Annotated in this window: 12 protein-coding genes; 4 read left to right on the top strand and 8 right to left on the bottom strand. The window is 58.2% G+C overall.

Features of this window, described 5'->3' with window-relative positions; genetic code table 11:
- Positions 1-120 precede the first annotated feature (120 nt).
- From AC2FLG_RS04610 to AC2FLG_RS04595, 4 genes are all read left to right on the top strand, one after another.
- Positions 121-1,245 carry an extracellular solute-binding protein gene (locus AC2FLG_RS04610; protein ID WP_496691368.1) on the top strand — a complete coding sequence of 375 codons (1,125 nt, stop codon included), beginning with the start codon at positions 121-123 and terminating at the stop codon, positions 1,243-1,245.
- Between the two features lie 117 nt (positions 1,246-1,362).
- Positions 1,363-2,475 (top strand): ABC transporter ATP-binding protein, encoded by a 1,113-nt coding sequence (locus AC2FLG_RS04605; protein ID WP_496705178.1) that lies wholly within the window; start codon positions 1,363-1,365, stop codon positions 2,473-2,475.
- 12 nt (positions 2,476-2,487) lie between these two features.
- Positions 2,488-3,408, top strand: a complete 921-nt coding sequence (locus AC2FLG_RS04600; RefSeq protein WP_142636148.1) for an ABC transporter permease — start codon at positions 2,488-2,490, stop codon at positions 3,406-3,408.
- The gene (locus AC2FLG_RS04595; RefSeq protein ID WP_142636150.1) at positions 3,405-4,655 is read left to right on the top strand and encodes an ABC transporter permease; all 1,251 of its coding nucleotides are present in this window, start codon (positions 3,405-3,407) and stop codon (positions 4,653-4,655) included. Before AC2FLG_RS04600 ends, AC2FLG_RS04595 begins: the two co-directional genes overlap by 4 nt.
- A gap of 27 nt (positions 4,656-4,682) precedes the next feature.
- On the opposite strand, the gene AC2FLG_RS04590 is transcribed toward AC2FLG_RS04595, so the two are convergent.
- From AC2FLG_RS04590 to AC2FLG_RS04555, 8 genes are read right to left on the bottom strand one after another with little or no spacing between them, the layout of a single operon-like run.
- Positions 4,683-6,602: a beta-galactosidase gene (locus AC2FLG_RS04590; protein ID WP_496705177.1), complete on the bottom strand. Its 1,920-nt coding sequence runs from the start codon at positions 6,600-6,602 to the stop codon at positions 4,683-4,685.
- Positions 6,599-7,459, bottom strand: a complete 861-nt coding sequence (locus AC2FLG_RS04585; protein WP_496705175.1) for an SMP-30/gluconolactonase/LRE family protein — start codon at positions 7,457-7,459, stop codon at positions 6,599-6,601. Before AC2FLG_RS04585 ends, AC2FLG_RS04590 begins: the two co-directional genes overlap by 4 nt.
- The gene (locus AC2FLG_RS04580; RefSeq protein ID WP_496705173.1) at positions 7,456-8,061 is read right to left on the bottom strand and encodes a 2-dehydro-3-deoxy-6-phosphogalactonate aldolase; all 606 of its coding nucleotides are present in this window, start codon (positions 8,059-8,061) and stop codon (positions 7,456-7,458) included. The genes AC2FLG_RS04585 and AC2FLG_RS04580 overlap by 4 nt, the downstream gene beginning before the upstream one ends.
- Positions 8,058-8,951 (bottom strand): 2-dehydro-3-deoxygalactonokinase, encoded by an 894-nt coding sequence (locus tag AC2FLG_RS04575; protein ID WP_496705171.1) that lies wholly within the window; start codon positions 8,949-8,951, stop codon positions 8,058-8,060. The genes AC2FLG_RS04580 and AC2FLG_RS04575 overlap by 4 nt, the downstream gene beginning before the upstream one ends.
- Before the next feature lie 4 nt (positions 8,952-8,955).
- A complete protein-coding gene (locus AC2FLG_RS04570) occupies positions 8,956-9,723 on the bottom strand; it encodes an SDR family NAD(P)-dependent oxidoreductase (RefSeq protein WP_496705169.1) in 768 nt (255 codons plus the stop codon).
- On the bottom strand, positions 9,723-11,432 hold the full coding sequence (locus AC2FLG_RS04565; RefSeq protein WP_496705168.1) for an IlvD/Edd family dehydratase: 1,710 nt from the start codon (positions 11,430-11,432) through the stop codon (positions 9,723-9,725). Before AC2FLG_RS04565 ends, AC2FLG_RS04570 begins: the two co-directional genes overlap by 1 nt.
- 25 nt (positions 11,433-11,457) lie before the next feature.
- Positions 11,458-12,798, bottom strand: a complete 1,341-nt coding sequence (locus AC2FLG_RS04560) for an alpha-glucosidase/alpha-galactosidase (protein WP_496705167.1) — start codon at positions 12,796-12,798, stop codon at positions 11,458-11,460.
- Between the two features lie 22 nt (positions 12,799-12,820).
- A complete protein-coding gene (locus tag AC2FLG_RS04555) occupies positions 12,821-13,669 on the bottom strand; it encodes a carbohydrate ABC transporter permease (protein ID WP_142636166.1) in 849 nt (282 codons plus the stop codon).
- Position 13,670: the final 1 nt, after the last annotated feature.

Genomic DNA, 13,670 nt, shown 5'->3' with positions numbered 1-13,670 from the left:
TGCAAACTGGACCTATGAATTCTGCAAACTGTCCCTTTTGGACTGACAGCTTTGCAGCAACCCTCTAGCCTGTGATTGCATAACAATAGGACTGAAAGTCCAACTATGGGAGAATCGAATATGGCCGAACGGAAAAACCTTTCCAGACGTACTATCTTGAAGAGCGCAGGGGCGGCAGCACTTGCTGCACCGCTGTACAGCAAAAGCGCGCTGGCGTCCTCGGGTGAGATCAACATTCTGATGTGGTCCGATTACCTGCCGCCAGCATTCTTGCAGGAATTCGAGACACTGACCGGAATCAAGGTGAACTATACCGGTATCGGGTCGAACGAAGAAATCATCAACAAGATGAAGGCCACCAAGGGGCAGGGTTTCGACATCGTGTCGCCGACCAATAACCGGTCTTTGCAGTGGGAACCGCTTGAGCTGTTGCAGCCATTCGACATGAACAAGGTTCCGATTGATCTGGTGAACCCGGCGATGGCAGCGATTGGTACAGATGCCTGGAACTTTGGCGATTCCGGTGTGCATTGGTTGCCACATATCTGGGGCACCGAAGGCATCGCATATCGGACTGACCTGTGGCTGCCTGAAGGTGATGCACCGTCCTATGGCGATGTCTGGTCCGAGGCAAACGCAGGTAAAACCATGGGCCGCGCGCACTCGATGATGCTGGGCGCAGGCCTGTACATGGAGCGCGCAGGCGAGATGGAGCCCGGTTCCGTCTGGGCCGCCTATGGCGACGAAGATACCATGCGCAAGGTTTGGGGTCAGATCGCAGATTGGTGTATCGAACGTAAGAACCGCATCAAGCTGATCTGGAACGACGCCGACACACAGAAGAACGGTCTGTTGAACGAAGGCGTGATTGTTGGCCAGACATGGGATGGCCCGCCGCTGGCACTTAAATCTGCAGGTGAGCCTGTGCATTATCAGGCTCCGGTTGAGGGGGCGATGGCCTGGGTTGATGGTATGGCAATTCCAACAGGTGCTGCCAATATCGACCAGATCTATGCCTTCATCGACTTTGCCTACCAGGCCAAACCGGCCGGTGTTGCGATCGACAGCCACGGGTACAACTCGCCCGTTCTGGGTGCCGACCAATATTCGGGCGACACCTACAAGAAGAACTTCGCCGAAGCCTATCCGGGCGACTCGCTGGCCAACCTCAATCCGTGGCCGGCCGAAGCGCCCTGGTATGCGGAAACCCGGACCGAGTTCGTCAACAAGTTCAAAAGCGCCTGATAGCTTTTCAAAAAAGTGCCCTCCGCCAAACGCGGGGGGCTCCCAACCCGCACGCCACTGCGTGACGGAACCCATTTGGGTGCGCACCACCAAGCGCATCAATCGGAGATACCAAAAATGAGTGCAGGGGTCGGTGTAGATCTTGAAAACCTGTGGATCCGTTTCGGCGATTTTGTCGCGGTGCGGGACGCAAATGTGAACATAAACGGGGGCGATTTCTTTTCGTTCCTGGGACCATCCGGTTGCGGCAAGACAACGATTTTGCGCGCTGTTTCGGGGTTTCTGGACCCCAGCGAGGGTAAGGTTCTGATCGGTGGTAATGACATGCGCGGCATCGGGCCCAACAAGCGCCCGACTGCCCTGATCTTTCAGAACCTCGCGCTGTTTCCCCTGATGAAAGTCTGGGAAAACATCACTTTCTCGATGGAGATCAAAGGCGCCAGCGCGGCCGAGCGCCGCAAGCGGGCCGATGAGCTGTTGGACATGATCGCGCTGCCGGGCCAGGGCGACAAACTGCCCAGCGAACTTTCGGGCGGTCAGCGTCAGCGTGTGGCGATTGCCCGCGCGCTGTGTGCCGAACCCGATGTACTGCTGCTGGATGAACCTCTTTCGGCGCTGGACCTGAAGCTGCGCCAGCATATGCGCACCGAGCTGCGCGAGATTCAAAAGCGTGTTGGTATCACCTTCATCTACATCACCCACGACCAGGGCGAAGCGCTGACCATGTCGGACAATATCGCCGTAATGCGTGCAGGAGTGATCGACCAGATTGCCGATGGCAAGACAATTTACAACGATCCCAACACGGCATTTGCCGCCTCGTTTGTAGGCGAAAACAACGTCTTCCGCGGCAAGATCAAGCAGGTCATGGGAACTGAGGCGCTAATTGCGACCAACCGGTCCGGCGAACTGGTGGCGCGGATTTCCACCGCCAATCAGGGCAAACTCAAAGAGGGCGATGATGCGATGATGTTCATTCGCCCCGAGGCGCTGGCGATTGCCCCGGACGGTGCAGTGGGCGACCATTTTGTAACCGCCCGCGTGAACCATGAAGAATTCGAAGGTAACGCCTTCAATATTTTCACCGAAGGTGATGGCGGCAAGGAAATTAAGGTATCGCTGCCCAATCTAGGCCAGTCTTTCGATGACCATACCGGGCAGACCATCACGTTGGAATATCAGACCCATAATGCGGTTCTGGTTCCAGCGGGTGAGCTGGCCGCGGAATAAGGGGATAAAAATATGCCCCATTTTCTGAAAGAATTCTTCAACCGCAACGGCACCGGCATGGGATTGATGATACTCGGTTTGGTCCTGTTCTGGACCATCGGCCTGATCATCCTGCCGCAGCTGTCGATGCTGGATTTCTCATTTCGGCCAAACCTGCCCCCGCCCGAGATCGGGGGGCCAAAAGATGTCTATACGCTGGAGAACTACAAATACCTGATCTATGGCCCGGAAGGTGGCAGCCAGGACTATAACGCCGTCGATCTGAGGGTGTTTTTCCGCACCCTTCTGGCCGCGGTATGCGTTACGATTTTCAACCTGATCCTGTGCTATCCGATCGCCTATTATCTGGGTCAGTCCAAGGGCAGTCACATCCGCATCTTTGCGATCATGCTGATCATCCCCTACTGGATCAATGAGATCCTGCGCGCCTTTGCCCTGCGGATCATCTTTGGCGAAACCGGTGTACTGAACACGCTGTTCACTGGGCTGGGGGTCTGGGATATGCCGTTTGATTTCATCCGCAATGACATCGCGCTCTATGCCGGGCTGGGCTATGCCTATATCTTGCTGATGATCTTCCCGATGTATAACGTCATAGAAAGTCTGGATAAAAACCAGATCGAGGCGGCGCGAGATTTGGGAGCCCCCTGGTGGCGTATCCATTGGCGCGTGGTCATTCCCTATGCCAAGCCAGGGATCAGTTCGGGCTGTACTATGGTGTTCATGCTGTCCGCGGGTGCGTTGGCCGCGCCGCAAATTCTGGGCGGGCCGTCCTCCCTGTGGTTCACGCAGCTGATCTATCAGCAGTTCAACGACAACAATGACTGGCCGCAGGGTGCCGCCTACGCCATCGTTCTGCTGGTGACCTGTATCTTGTTCGTGCTGGCCGTAATGCGCCTGTTCAAGGTGAATATGGGGGATATCGGGAAATGAATTTGTCCTTCCTCCGTGTAAGCATCTGGGTCTACCTGGTGCTGTTCTTCCTGTACCTTCTGGGTCCGCTGGTGATCATGTCGGTCACGGCCTTCAACTCGTCCGAATTCCCAAGGATGACACCGTGGGAGTGTCTGACCTTCCAGTGGTTTGGCGAATTGTTTCAGGACCAACGTATCCTGAACGGCATCAAGAACTCACTGATCATCGGCGCCGGAACGGTGGTTCTATCGGTGGCGATGGGTCTTGCGGGCGCGCTGATGCTGACGCAGATCTGGCCGAAACTGCGCGCGACCTACTATACGGTCATCATCGCGCCGATCCTGATCCCGGGCGTTGTTCTGGGTATCTCGACACTGGTGTTCTGGGACCGGATCAACCGGATGTTGGGCTTGGGTGCCGACAGTTTCCTGTCAAACGGGATATTCCTGACGGTGATCGGCCAATCCACCTTTATCGCCAGCTATTGCATGCTGGTGCTGGTGGCACGGTTGCAGCGCTATGATATGGCGCTGACCGAGGCCGCGCTGGATCTGGGTGCAACCCATGCTCAGGCGTTCCGCAAGATCATGCTTCCGTTCATGCGTCCGGCGATTGCCAGCGCGGCAGTGCTGGCGTTCTTGGCCTCGTTTGAGAACTACAACACCACCACCTTCACCTTTGGTGAATACCCGACGCTGACCATCGAACTGGCGCAGAAGGTGCGCTATGGCATCACGCCCTCGATCTCGGCGCTGGCCTTCATCATCGTGGCGCTGACGGTGTTCTTTGCCCTGCTGAACGAGGCCAAGCTGAAGCGACAGGAACTGGTGGCTGCTGCACGCAAGAACGCCACGGTCGAGGAACTGGCGGGCAAGATCAAGCTTCCCAGCTTCTTTGCCGGGAACCTTGCTGCGGTTCTGCTGGTTGTCTTTGCGGTTGCCACGATCACTGTGGTCGGAACCGCAACCGCCTACAATCCGGCTCAGTGTGTCGCAGATGTCAAAGAGCAAAAGCGCCTTGAAGCTGATCTGCGTATTCAAGAGCTGCGCAAGCAGCGCGAAGAACAGCGCAAAAAGCGCGAGGCGGAAGCGGCTGAGCAAGAGGGAGAGGGTGCGCAGGAATCGGCCCCGAAACCCTCGAATAACAGCGGTTTCGGCAATGTGTTTGCGCCGAATACTCTGGGTGACGAAGAAGAGGATTCTGGTACTGAAACGCCTTCGGGCAATGGCGGTGCCTTTGATCCCAACAGTTTGCAGGCGAACTAAGCGCCTCGCAGTTTGCGCCCGCCGGGGTTACCCCTCGGCGGGCGTGTCATTTTCCTGAATGAACACATCACAGGCTTCGATCATCCGGCCGTTCCATTCAACCGGCGCCGAATTGTAGTTGATCAGGAATGTATGCCCGGCCGTCTGGCGTCGCCGCAAACCCTGAGGCATCGGATGCAAGGCAATGCCTGTCAGAGCAGCGGCCATGCTGATCACGCGATCCCATAACGTGTCATCCGGGAACCCGGCCAGATACCACATGTGGTCGGTCCCTTTCAGGGCAGGTGTTCCGTCTTGAAATGTCAAAAGGTCCGGGGCCTTTCCTGACAGGCGGTCGACCCAGTGACGGGCTGCGCCGCCACCATCAACTTCCCGGGTCACCTGAGGGGGCAGGGTTTCCACAAGATCGACAGTGCAATCCAGTGCAGTCAGCCCGGGGCGACCAGTTGCGGGTATCTGAAAGTCCTGCGTGATGGCGCCAGAGCGCGGGCCCAGAACAGCCAGATCACAACCATTGGTCAGGCGTTGTTCCAGATCGGGTCTGATGGTCGCCAGACCCGGTGCAAGGATCACCTTATATCCCGCCTTTGGGATGTTATCCGCAGGCAGGAAATCCACTGACAATCCAGCCCGGCGCAGGGCTTGGTAGGTTGAAAAGACCAGTTTGAAATAGTCGAACCCAGCCCCTTGAGGTTGCGTCGCCCAGGCCCAATCCGAGGCATAGTCGAACAGGATCGCGACATCCGCTCTGGCCTGTGTGATTGCTCCCAGCCCGGCCAGATCATCGGCGGTTTGGCGTGCCTCGGCCAAAGCCGGGGCAGAGCGGTTATCCGGCGTCAGCAGTCCTGCATGCATCTGTTCTTGCGCAAAGGGCGCCTGCCGCCAGCGGAAATAGCTGACCACCTCGGCCCCATGCGCCACGGCCTCAAGCGACCACAGGCGCACCATACCGGGCAGAGGTGCAGGGTTGTAAGGGGCCCAGTTCACCGGGCCGGGTTGCTGTTCCATCACCCACCAACGCCCGCGTCCCACAGCGCGATACAGATCGTGATGAAAGGCCTGCATGTCGGGATCGCCTTGCTGCAGAAAGGCCGACTTATGTGCCTTATCCGCCTCAAGCCGGTCAGATAGAAACCCGATCGGATAGCTGTCCCATGTGGCGATATCCAAATCGGTACCCACTGCGAAGTGGTCGAAATCCAGCACACGCCCCATGTAATTGTGCAGCAAGGGCGCATCGGTCAGGGGCCGCAGCACTTTGACCTGTGCCCTGTTGAAGGCCACCACCTGATCTGAACTGAACCGCCGGAAGGCCAGAACATGGGCCGGGTTGGGTTCTGTTACTGTCAGGTTCGGCAGGTCGATCTGATCAAACCTGTCATATTCCATTGACCAGAACACATTTCCCCACGCTGCATTCAGGGTTTCAATCGTGCTGTATTGACCTTCCAGCCAGTTTTGAAAGGCGTGTAGGGCGGGTTGGCTATAGCTGACAGTGGTGTCGTGGCAGCCATATTCATTGTCGATCTGCCATGCTGCGACATGCGGGTTGCGCCCATAGCGTTCGCCCATGACACGTGCGATCCGAACGCATTCTTCGATATACCCGGTGTGGCTAAAGCAATAATGTCTGCGAGAGCCGAACTTGCGCGGCTGACCCTGCGCATCCACGGCAAGCATGTCCGGGTGTTTGTCCAGCATCCAGCGTGGCGGCGTCGCTGTTGGCGTGCCCAGCACCACTTTCAACCCGGCAGCACCTAAGGTTTCGATTGCGCGATCCAGCCAGTCGAAGTGCATATCATCCGACGTGGGCTCCATCCGGCTCCAGCCGAACTCGCCTATCCGCACCCATGTCAGGCCGGTTTCGACCATACGTGCTGCATCGTCCGCCCACATCGCCTCTGGCCAATGTTCGGGGTAATAGCAAACGCCAAGTTCGGGGTTCATAGGATGACTCTGTGCTCTGCCTGACCTTTGCCTGCGTCGGGCGCGGCAAAGGTCATTCCGTTGGTAGGTTGGGTTTCAATCTGTGCCGCATCCAGCCCTTGGCGAGCGGTGGTGCAGAACAGCGTTGTCAGGTCTGGCCCGCCAAAAGCCGGGCACGAAGTATGGGCCGCATCAAACCCGACCGCCTTCAGGAACCGACCCTCGGGCGAGTAAGCGGCCACGCGGTTGGCGCCCCATTGGGCGATCCAGATATTTCCGCTCGTATCGACCACTGCTCCATCAGGGTTCAACTGGTCTTTGGTGAGGTTGAGGAACACGGTGCTTTGGCCTTCGGGCCAACCGGTTTTGGGGTCCAATTCCCAGCGCATGACCTGTTTGGTGACCGTGTCGGCGAAATAGGCGCAAGAGCGATCGGGCGCAAAGCAGATGGCGTTCGAGATCGTGACATCCGGCACCAGCCGCCGCAGCTCTCCGCGCCAGAACCGATAGATGGACCCTGCGCCGGGTTCGGCGTTCTTGCCCATGGTACCGATCCAGAAACCGCCCCTGGGATCAGCGCGGCCATCGTTGGAACGGGTGACGGTGTTGTCCGCCTCAAGATGGGTGATCAAGCTACGCTCACCGGTTTTCAGACTAAAGCGCCACAGCCCGGTTTCAGAAGCCATCAACAAAGTGTCTTGGTCCACCCAGCCCGCGGCTGAGACATTTTCGGGGAACTGCCAACTTTGCTGTCGTCCGTCCTTCTGGGTCATCAAGCGGTTGCCGGTGATGTCGAACCAGAATAGCTGCGCCCGTTCCGGGTGCCACAAAGGCCCTTCGCCCAGATCGCAGGGACGGTCGTCAAACACGACACTCATTGGGTGGCCTTGTCATAGGCCAAGACGATCTTTCGCGCGCGCTCTGCAATGTCGGCAACGGCCATTCCCGGTTTATACAGGGCCGAGCCGATCCCGAACCCGTCCGCCCCGGCCTTGAGCCAATCGGCAAAGTTTTCGGGGCCCGCCCCACCCACAGCAAAGACAAGCGCGTCCTTGGGCAGGATCGGGCGTATTGCGGCCAGGCCCGAAGGCCCCGCCATCACGCCCGGAAACAGTTTGAGCCCGGTTGCCCCTGCGCTGAGCGCGCCAAAGGCCTCGGTCGGGGTATAGACGCCTGGCCAGCTTTGTATGCCCAGTTTGATAGTCTGCTGTATGACCTCAGCGTCGAAATTTGGCGAGACGATTAGCTTGCCGCCGACCCCGGCCACCGCATCGACCTGTTCGATGGTCAGGACGGTTCCGGCGCCGATCAATGCGCGATCGCCGAAACGTTCCGCCAGAATGCCGATGCTGGTCAACGGATCGGGTGAGTTCAGGGGCACCTCGATCCGGTCTATGCCCGCGTCGATCAGGGCATGCCCGACTTCGGCGGCCTCGGTGGGTTGCAGACCGCGCAGAATTGCAATGATAGGACGGCTCATGCGGTTTGCCTCGTCAGATTTCGGGCCTGCAAAAGACCTGCCAATGTAGATTGCGTGCTGTCGGCTATTTCAACAAATGCACCCTGCTGTTTTAGCGCGATGGCATAGATTTCCGAGAGGCTTTGGTCCCCGATAATGGCAATCTGCTGGCCCAACCAATAGGGACGGGACGCGGCCAGTTCCGCTCCGATCAGATATCCCGACAGACACGCACGTGCTACACCGGAGTCCTGACCCTGCAGCAGATCAGCGGCCCGCAGGCCGAAAAGGCGCGCGGCAAGTTGTTCCGGCCGGGACAGGGTATCCGCCACAGCCTCGGCAAAAGCCGCGTCGTCCCAGCCTTCGCTGACCGTATGTTTCAGGACGGATTGATTGCTGAGTAATCCGAAGATTTCGCCTGTCATGAATGTGCGGAAGCTGACGATTTCATCCGCGCTGACCTGTACCCATTTGGTATGCGTTCCGGGCAGGCAAATGATGCCGTCCCAGTTTGGCCGGTGGGCCAGAAAACCGGCGATCTGTGTCTCTTCTCCGCGCATGACATCGGGGGGGCTTGTTTGCTTTAGCCCGGGTACGACAAAGGCGCGGATACGCGGATCTGTTGCCGGAACGCGGACAGGTGCATCGGGAACAGGAACCGAAGGTACAGCGGAATATGGTGCCTCGACCCAGCCTTGACGCGCACCCACCATACCGCAGGCGACCACATCCATGACCGTATCGCCAAGCCAGCCCTCGATCAGGTTCAGCAATGCTTTTTGAAACCCATCCCGGGGAATTTGGTCCATGCCGCTTGCGGACTGAGCCTGGTCCAGAATGGTGTCACCTTGCATTGCCCATGCCCGCAGATGAGTTGTTCCCCAATCAACAGCGATCCATTCGATTGTCATGTTCTCATCCTGTTACTACAACACCGCCATCAACGGCCATGCATTGCCCGGTCATGGCGCGACTGGCTTCCGACGCAAGAAACAGGGTCGGTGCGATCATATCCTCGGGCGTCAGGTGGTCCTTTAGGCATTGGCGTTCCAGATGTGCGGCCAGATCTTCTGGCGTGGCCCACATGTCCAGCTGTTTCTGTGTCAGAACCCATCCGGGGGCCAGCGCATTAACGCGGATTTTCTGCGGGCCAAGCTCGCGCGCCAACGACCGGGTCATCCCGGTGATCCCGGCATTTGATGTCGTATAGATCGGATAACCGGAATTACCCATCATATAGCTGATCGAGCTGAAATTGATGATTGATCCGCCCTTGTCCTGCATTTGACGTGCGGCTTCTTGGCAGGCAAAGAAATACGCCTTCAGATTCACCTCGATCATCCAGTCCCAGAATTTGGGCGTGGTTTCGTCAAGCGAATGGCGTTTGTCGTTGGCGGCATTGTTGATCAGCACACCAAGGGGGCCATGGGCCTCGGCGGCTTTGGCCATTGAGGCGCGCAGCAGGTCGGTATCTGTCATGTCGCCTTGCAGAAACAGCGGCCCGCGCCCGTGCTTGGCGCGCATCTCATCAACAAAGGCACTGGCGTCGGAGCGCCCGATAAAGGCGACCTGCGCACCCTGCGCCAGAAATCCGTCCGTTAAAGCGGCCCCGACACCAGAACCACCTCCGGTGATAAAGATGGATGCACCGTTCAGGTCGTGGAAAGTGGTGGGTTGGTCCATCAGTGGCTCTCTCTGGTCACAAGGCGGGTGTCTTTGCCGACAAGAAAATCCAGGTCCGCACCCTGATCGGCCTGCAGGACGTGGTCTATGTAAAGCTTGGCATAGCCGCGGGTGTAATGCGGAGCATCCGGTTGCCATGCGGCGCGTCGGGCGTCCAGTTCAACTTGGTCAACCAGCAACTCGAGCGCGCCCTTGCTAGCGGATACACGGATACGGTCACCGGTCTTGACCAGCGCCAGCGTGCCGCCCGCCTGGGCTTCGGGGCTGACATGCAGTATGACAGTGCCAAATGCCGTGCCGGACATCCGTGCGTCCGAGATACGGATCATGTCGCGCACACCGTCCTTCACCAGCTTGGCCGGGATCGGCATATTGCCAACCTCGGGCATGCCGGGATAACCCTTGGGTCCACAGCCTTTCAGCACCAATATGGTCTCGGGCGTCACCGGCAGGTCATCTCTGTCGATATTGGCCTTCATATCTTCGATGCTTTCGAAGACATGGGCCACAGCCTCGGTCTCCAACAGTGTGTCCGTGGCCGCCGAAGGTTTCACAATGGCCCCGTTCGGTGCCAGATTGCCGCGCAGCACACGCAGGCCTGCGGCAGGTTTTACTGGGTCGTTGAAGGGACGGATCACATCGCGGTTGAAACATTCTGCACCTTCGTAATGGGCCGAAATATCCTTGTTCAGAACCGTTTTGGCCGGTCGAAGGAAGGGTTTGAGCTCGTTCAGAACCACCGGTACACCGCCCGCATAGCAGAAATCCTCCATCAGATATTGGCCCGAGGGCATGCAGTTCACCAGCAAGGGGATGTCCGACCCGATCTCAAAATCCTTCAGCGTCAGATCGACGCCAACTCGGCCTGCCAGGGCCAGCAAATGTACGACGGCGTTGGTTGATCCGCCCACGGCCGCATTGGCCAGAATGGCGTTTTCAAAGGCTTCCTTGGTCAGAATGTCCGAGGGTTTGAGGTCTTCGTCCACCATCTCGACAATCCGCTTACCCGTCAGATGCGCCAGCGCCATTCGGCGAGCATCAACGGCGGGCAGCGCGGCGTTGGTGGGCAGGGACATGCCCATCGCCTCGACCAGCGAGGCCATGGTCGACGCGGTGCCCATGGTCATGCAAACACCGGCGCTGCGCGACATGCCGGATTCAGCATTCATGAAATCCTGCAGGGTCATTTCCCCGGCGCGCACGGCTTCGGAAAACTTCCAAACATCCGTGCCCGAGCCGATATCCTGTCCGCGATACTTGCCGTTCAGCATCGGGCCGGAACTGACAACGATAGCGGGCAGATCGACCGAGGCGGCACCCATAAGTTGCCCCGGCGTAGTTTTGTCACAACCGCCCAGCAGAACGACGCCGTCAATGCCATAGGCGCGGATGGATTCTTCGACATCCATGGCCAGTAGGTTGCGAAACAGCATGGCGGTGGGCTTCATCTGGGTTTCGCCCAGCGACATGACCGGGAATTCGACCGGGAAGCCGCCAGCCTCCCACACGCCGCGTTTGACGCCTTCGGCCAGATCGCGCAGGCCGGAATTGCACGGCGTCAGTTCGGACCACGTATTGCAGATGCCGATGATGGGTCGCCCGTCAAAGGCATGGTCGGGAAAGCCCTGGTTCTTCATCCATGACCGGTGAATGAACCCGTCCTTGTCCAGCTTGCCATACCAATGTTGCGAGCGGCGTTTTTTTGTCATTATTCTCAGCCTTGTAATCTTTGGGTCATGCCGCTTTGGCCGGTTTGCACCAGTCTGGCAACCAATCCGCATGTGCGATCAAAAGATCGCTGACCAGATTGCGGATCTGTCGCAGGTCGAGCTCGGCGGCTGTGTGTGGGTCCATCATGGCGGCGTGGTATATGTATTCGGGGTTCTGGTCGGTCAGCGCCCTCACGGTCAGTTCCTGCACGTTGATCTGGGTGCGCATCAGCGCAATCAGCTGCGGTGGGATGTCGGTCACGACCGAGGGTTGCACCCCGTTGCTGTCCACCAGGCACGGCGTTTCCACAGCAGCCCCCAAGGGCAGTTGCGGGATCTGGCCGGTATTGGGCAGGTTGCCATAGGCAGTATAGGGCGTATCGGTCACGATTGCGTTCATCAGGTCCGCCGCGAATTCGTGGCTGCGGCACACCTCAACCGCACGCCCGTCGGTCAGGGTCTTGGCCTGTTCTTTCCAGTCCTCGACCTGCTCGACGCAGCGGGTGGGATATTCATCCAGCGGGATCGAGAACTGCTCGATCAGATCGTCGCGCCCGTCCTTGATGAACCAGGGCACATATTCGGCCAGATGTTCCGAGCTTTCGGTGCAGAAATAGCCCAGATGATCCATCACTTCGTATCGGACCTTGTTGGGGCAGCGTGGCATCAATAGGGGCGGTTTCGGCAGTTGTCCACCGGCATATCCCTGTCGGAGCGCAGGATAGAGATCGCGGCCCTGATGCTCGAGCTTGAGGAAGAAAGCCACATGGTTGACGCCTGCGACCTTATAGCGAAACTCCTGCTTGGGCAGCTCCAGATCATGGGCCAGTTCCTCGACCGTGTTTTGCACCGAATGGCACAGTCCTACATGTTTCAATGTCGGAAACCGTTCGGCCAAAGCCCAGGTGTTGATCGCCATCGGGTTCACATATTGCAACAGCGTCGCGTTGGGGCAGAGCTGCATCATATCCTGCGCCACGTCCCACAGAACCGGAACGGTGCGTAACCCGCGCATGATCCCGCCCACGCCCAGCGTATCGGCGATGGTCTGACGCAGGCCATATTGCTTGGGGATCGCGAAATCAGTCACTGTGCAGGGGTCATACCCGCCGATCTGAAAGGCGGTAATCACGAAATCCGCCCCCTCCAATGCGGCGCGCCGATCGGTATGGGTGGTTATGGTAGCCCCCGTGCCGACCGAGTGCACCATGGCGCGGGCCACAGATTCGCTCTCAGCCAGGCGCTGTGTGTCGATATCCATCAAGGCAAAATGGCTGTCGGCCAGGGCGGGGGTCAAAAGGGCATCGCCCACGATATTGCGCATGAAGATCGTGGAACCGGCCCCGATAAAAGTGATTTTGGTCATCAGGCAAACCTTTAGCTTGATGTTATTTTACGGCACCGAGTGTCAGGCCCGCGATAAAATGTTTCTGCATCAGGAAGAACATAGCAACCGGTGGCAGCGCCGCGACAATGGAACCGGCACTCATCAGCTGATAGGCGGCGCGGAACTGCGCGTTAAAGCTGGTGATCCCTGCGGTTACAGGCTGGCTCTCAGCACCTTGCGTCAGCACTACTGCCCAGAAATAGTCGTTCCAGATGAAGGTAAAGATCAGCACACTGAGCGCCGCAATGGCGGGCTTCATCAGCGGCAGCACCACGTACCAGAAGATACGCCATTCACTGATCCCTTCGACCCGTGCCGCCTCGATCAGTTCAAAGGGCAGGGCGCGGATGAAATTCCGCATGAACAGGGTGCAAAACCCGGTCTGGAACGCGATGTGGAACAAGACCAGCCCGGTCTTGGTGTTGTACAGGCCCAGGTCCAGCGTCAGGTCGCGCACGGGCACCATGAGAATTTGGAAAGGCACGAAATTGCCCGCTACGAACAGGAAGAAGATCCAAAGGTTCGATTTGAATTTGTAGATGCCGAGTGCAAACCCCGTCATGCTACTGAGCGCGACGCACCCGATGACCGTGGGAACGGTGATCAGGAAGGAATTCATCAGATAGCGCGGCATATCCGAATTGAAAAACACCTGCCCATAGTTGAATGCACCCTCAAAGCTGGACGGCATCCCCCAGTAGTTGGCATTGGTGAAATCCGCGGCGGGTTTGACCGAGAACAGGGCGACGGCCAGCAACGGCCCGAGCCACAAAAGCAAGGCCAGCGGCAGCAACGCCTGATAGGTGATCTGCGCTGCACGAGGTTGTTTTTCGATTGGCTTGGGAAACATC

This window comes from Ruegeria sp. CDSA193, from assembly GCF_059611885.1.
Note: the sequence above shows the minus strand (reverse complement) of the source record. Positions and strands in the feature narration are given on the sequence as shown.

Excerpts from the sequence above, each read along its gene's own strand:
- AC2FLG_RS04610 (WP_496691368.1), top strand. The coding sequence starts at position 121 with ATGGCCGAACGGAAAAACCTTTCCAGACGTACTATCTTGAAGAGCGCA.
- AC2FLG_RS04605 (WP_496705178.1), top strand. The coding sequence starts at position 1,363 with ATGAGTGCAGGGGTCGGTGTAGATCTTGAAAACCTGTGGATCCGTTTC.
- AC2FLG_RS04600 (WP_142636148.1), top strand. The coding sequence starts at position 2,488 with ATGCCCCATTTTCTGAAAGAATTCTTCAACCGCAACGGCACCGGCATG.
- AC2FLG_RS04595 (WP_142636150.1), top strand. The coding sequence starts at position 3,405 with ATGAATTTGTCCTTCCTCCGTGTAAGCATCTGGGTCTACCTGGTGCTG.
- AC2FLG_RS04590 (WP_496705177.1), bottom strand. The coding sequence starts at position 6,602 with ATGAACCCCGAACTTGGCGTTTGCTATTACCCCGAACATTGGCCAGAG.
- AC2FLG_RS04585 (WP_496705175.1), bottom strand. The coding sequence starts at position 7,459 with ATGAGTGTCGTGTTTGACGACCGTCCCTGCGATCTGGGCGAAGGGCCT.
- AC2FLG_RS04580 (WP_496705173.1), bottom strand. The coding sequence starts at position 8,061 with ATGAGCCGTCCTATCATTGCAATTCTGCGCGGTCTGCAACCCACCGAG.
- AC2FLG_RS04575 (WP_496705171.1), bottom strand. The coding sequence starts at position 8,951 with ATGACAATCGAATGGATCGCTGTTGATTGGGGAACAACTCATCTGCGG.
- AC2FLG_RS04570 (WP_496705169.1), bottom strand. The coding sequence starts at position 9,723 with ATGGACCAACCCACCACTTTCCACGACCTGAACGGTGCATCCATCTTT.
- AC2FLG_RS04565 (WP_496705168.1), bottom strand. The coding sequence starts at position 11,432 with ATGACAAAAAAACGCCGCTCGCAACATTGGTATGGCAAGCTGGACAAG.
- AC2FLG_RS04560 (WP_496705167.1), bottom strand. The coding sequence starts at position 12,798 with ATGACCAAAATCACTTTTATCGGGGCCGGTTCCACGATCTTCATGCGC.
- AC2FLG_RS04555 (WP_142636166.1), bottom strand. The coding sequence starts at position 13,669 with ATGTTTCCCAAGCCAATCGAAAAACAACCTCGTGCAGCGCAGATCACC.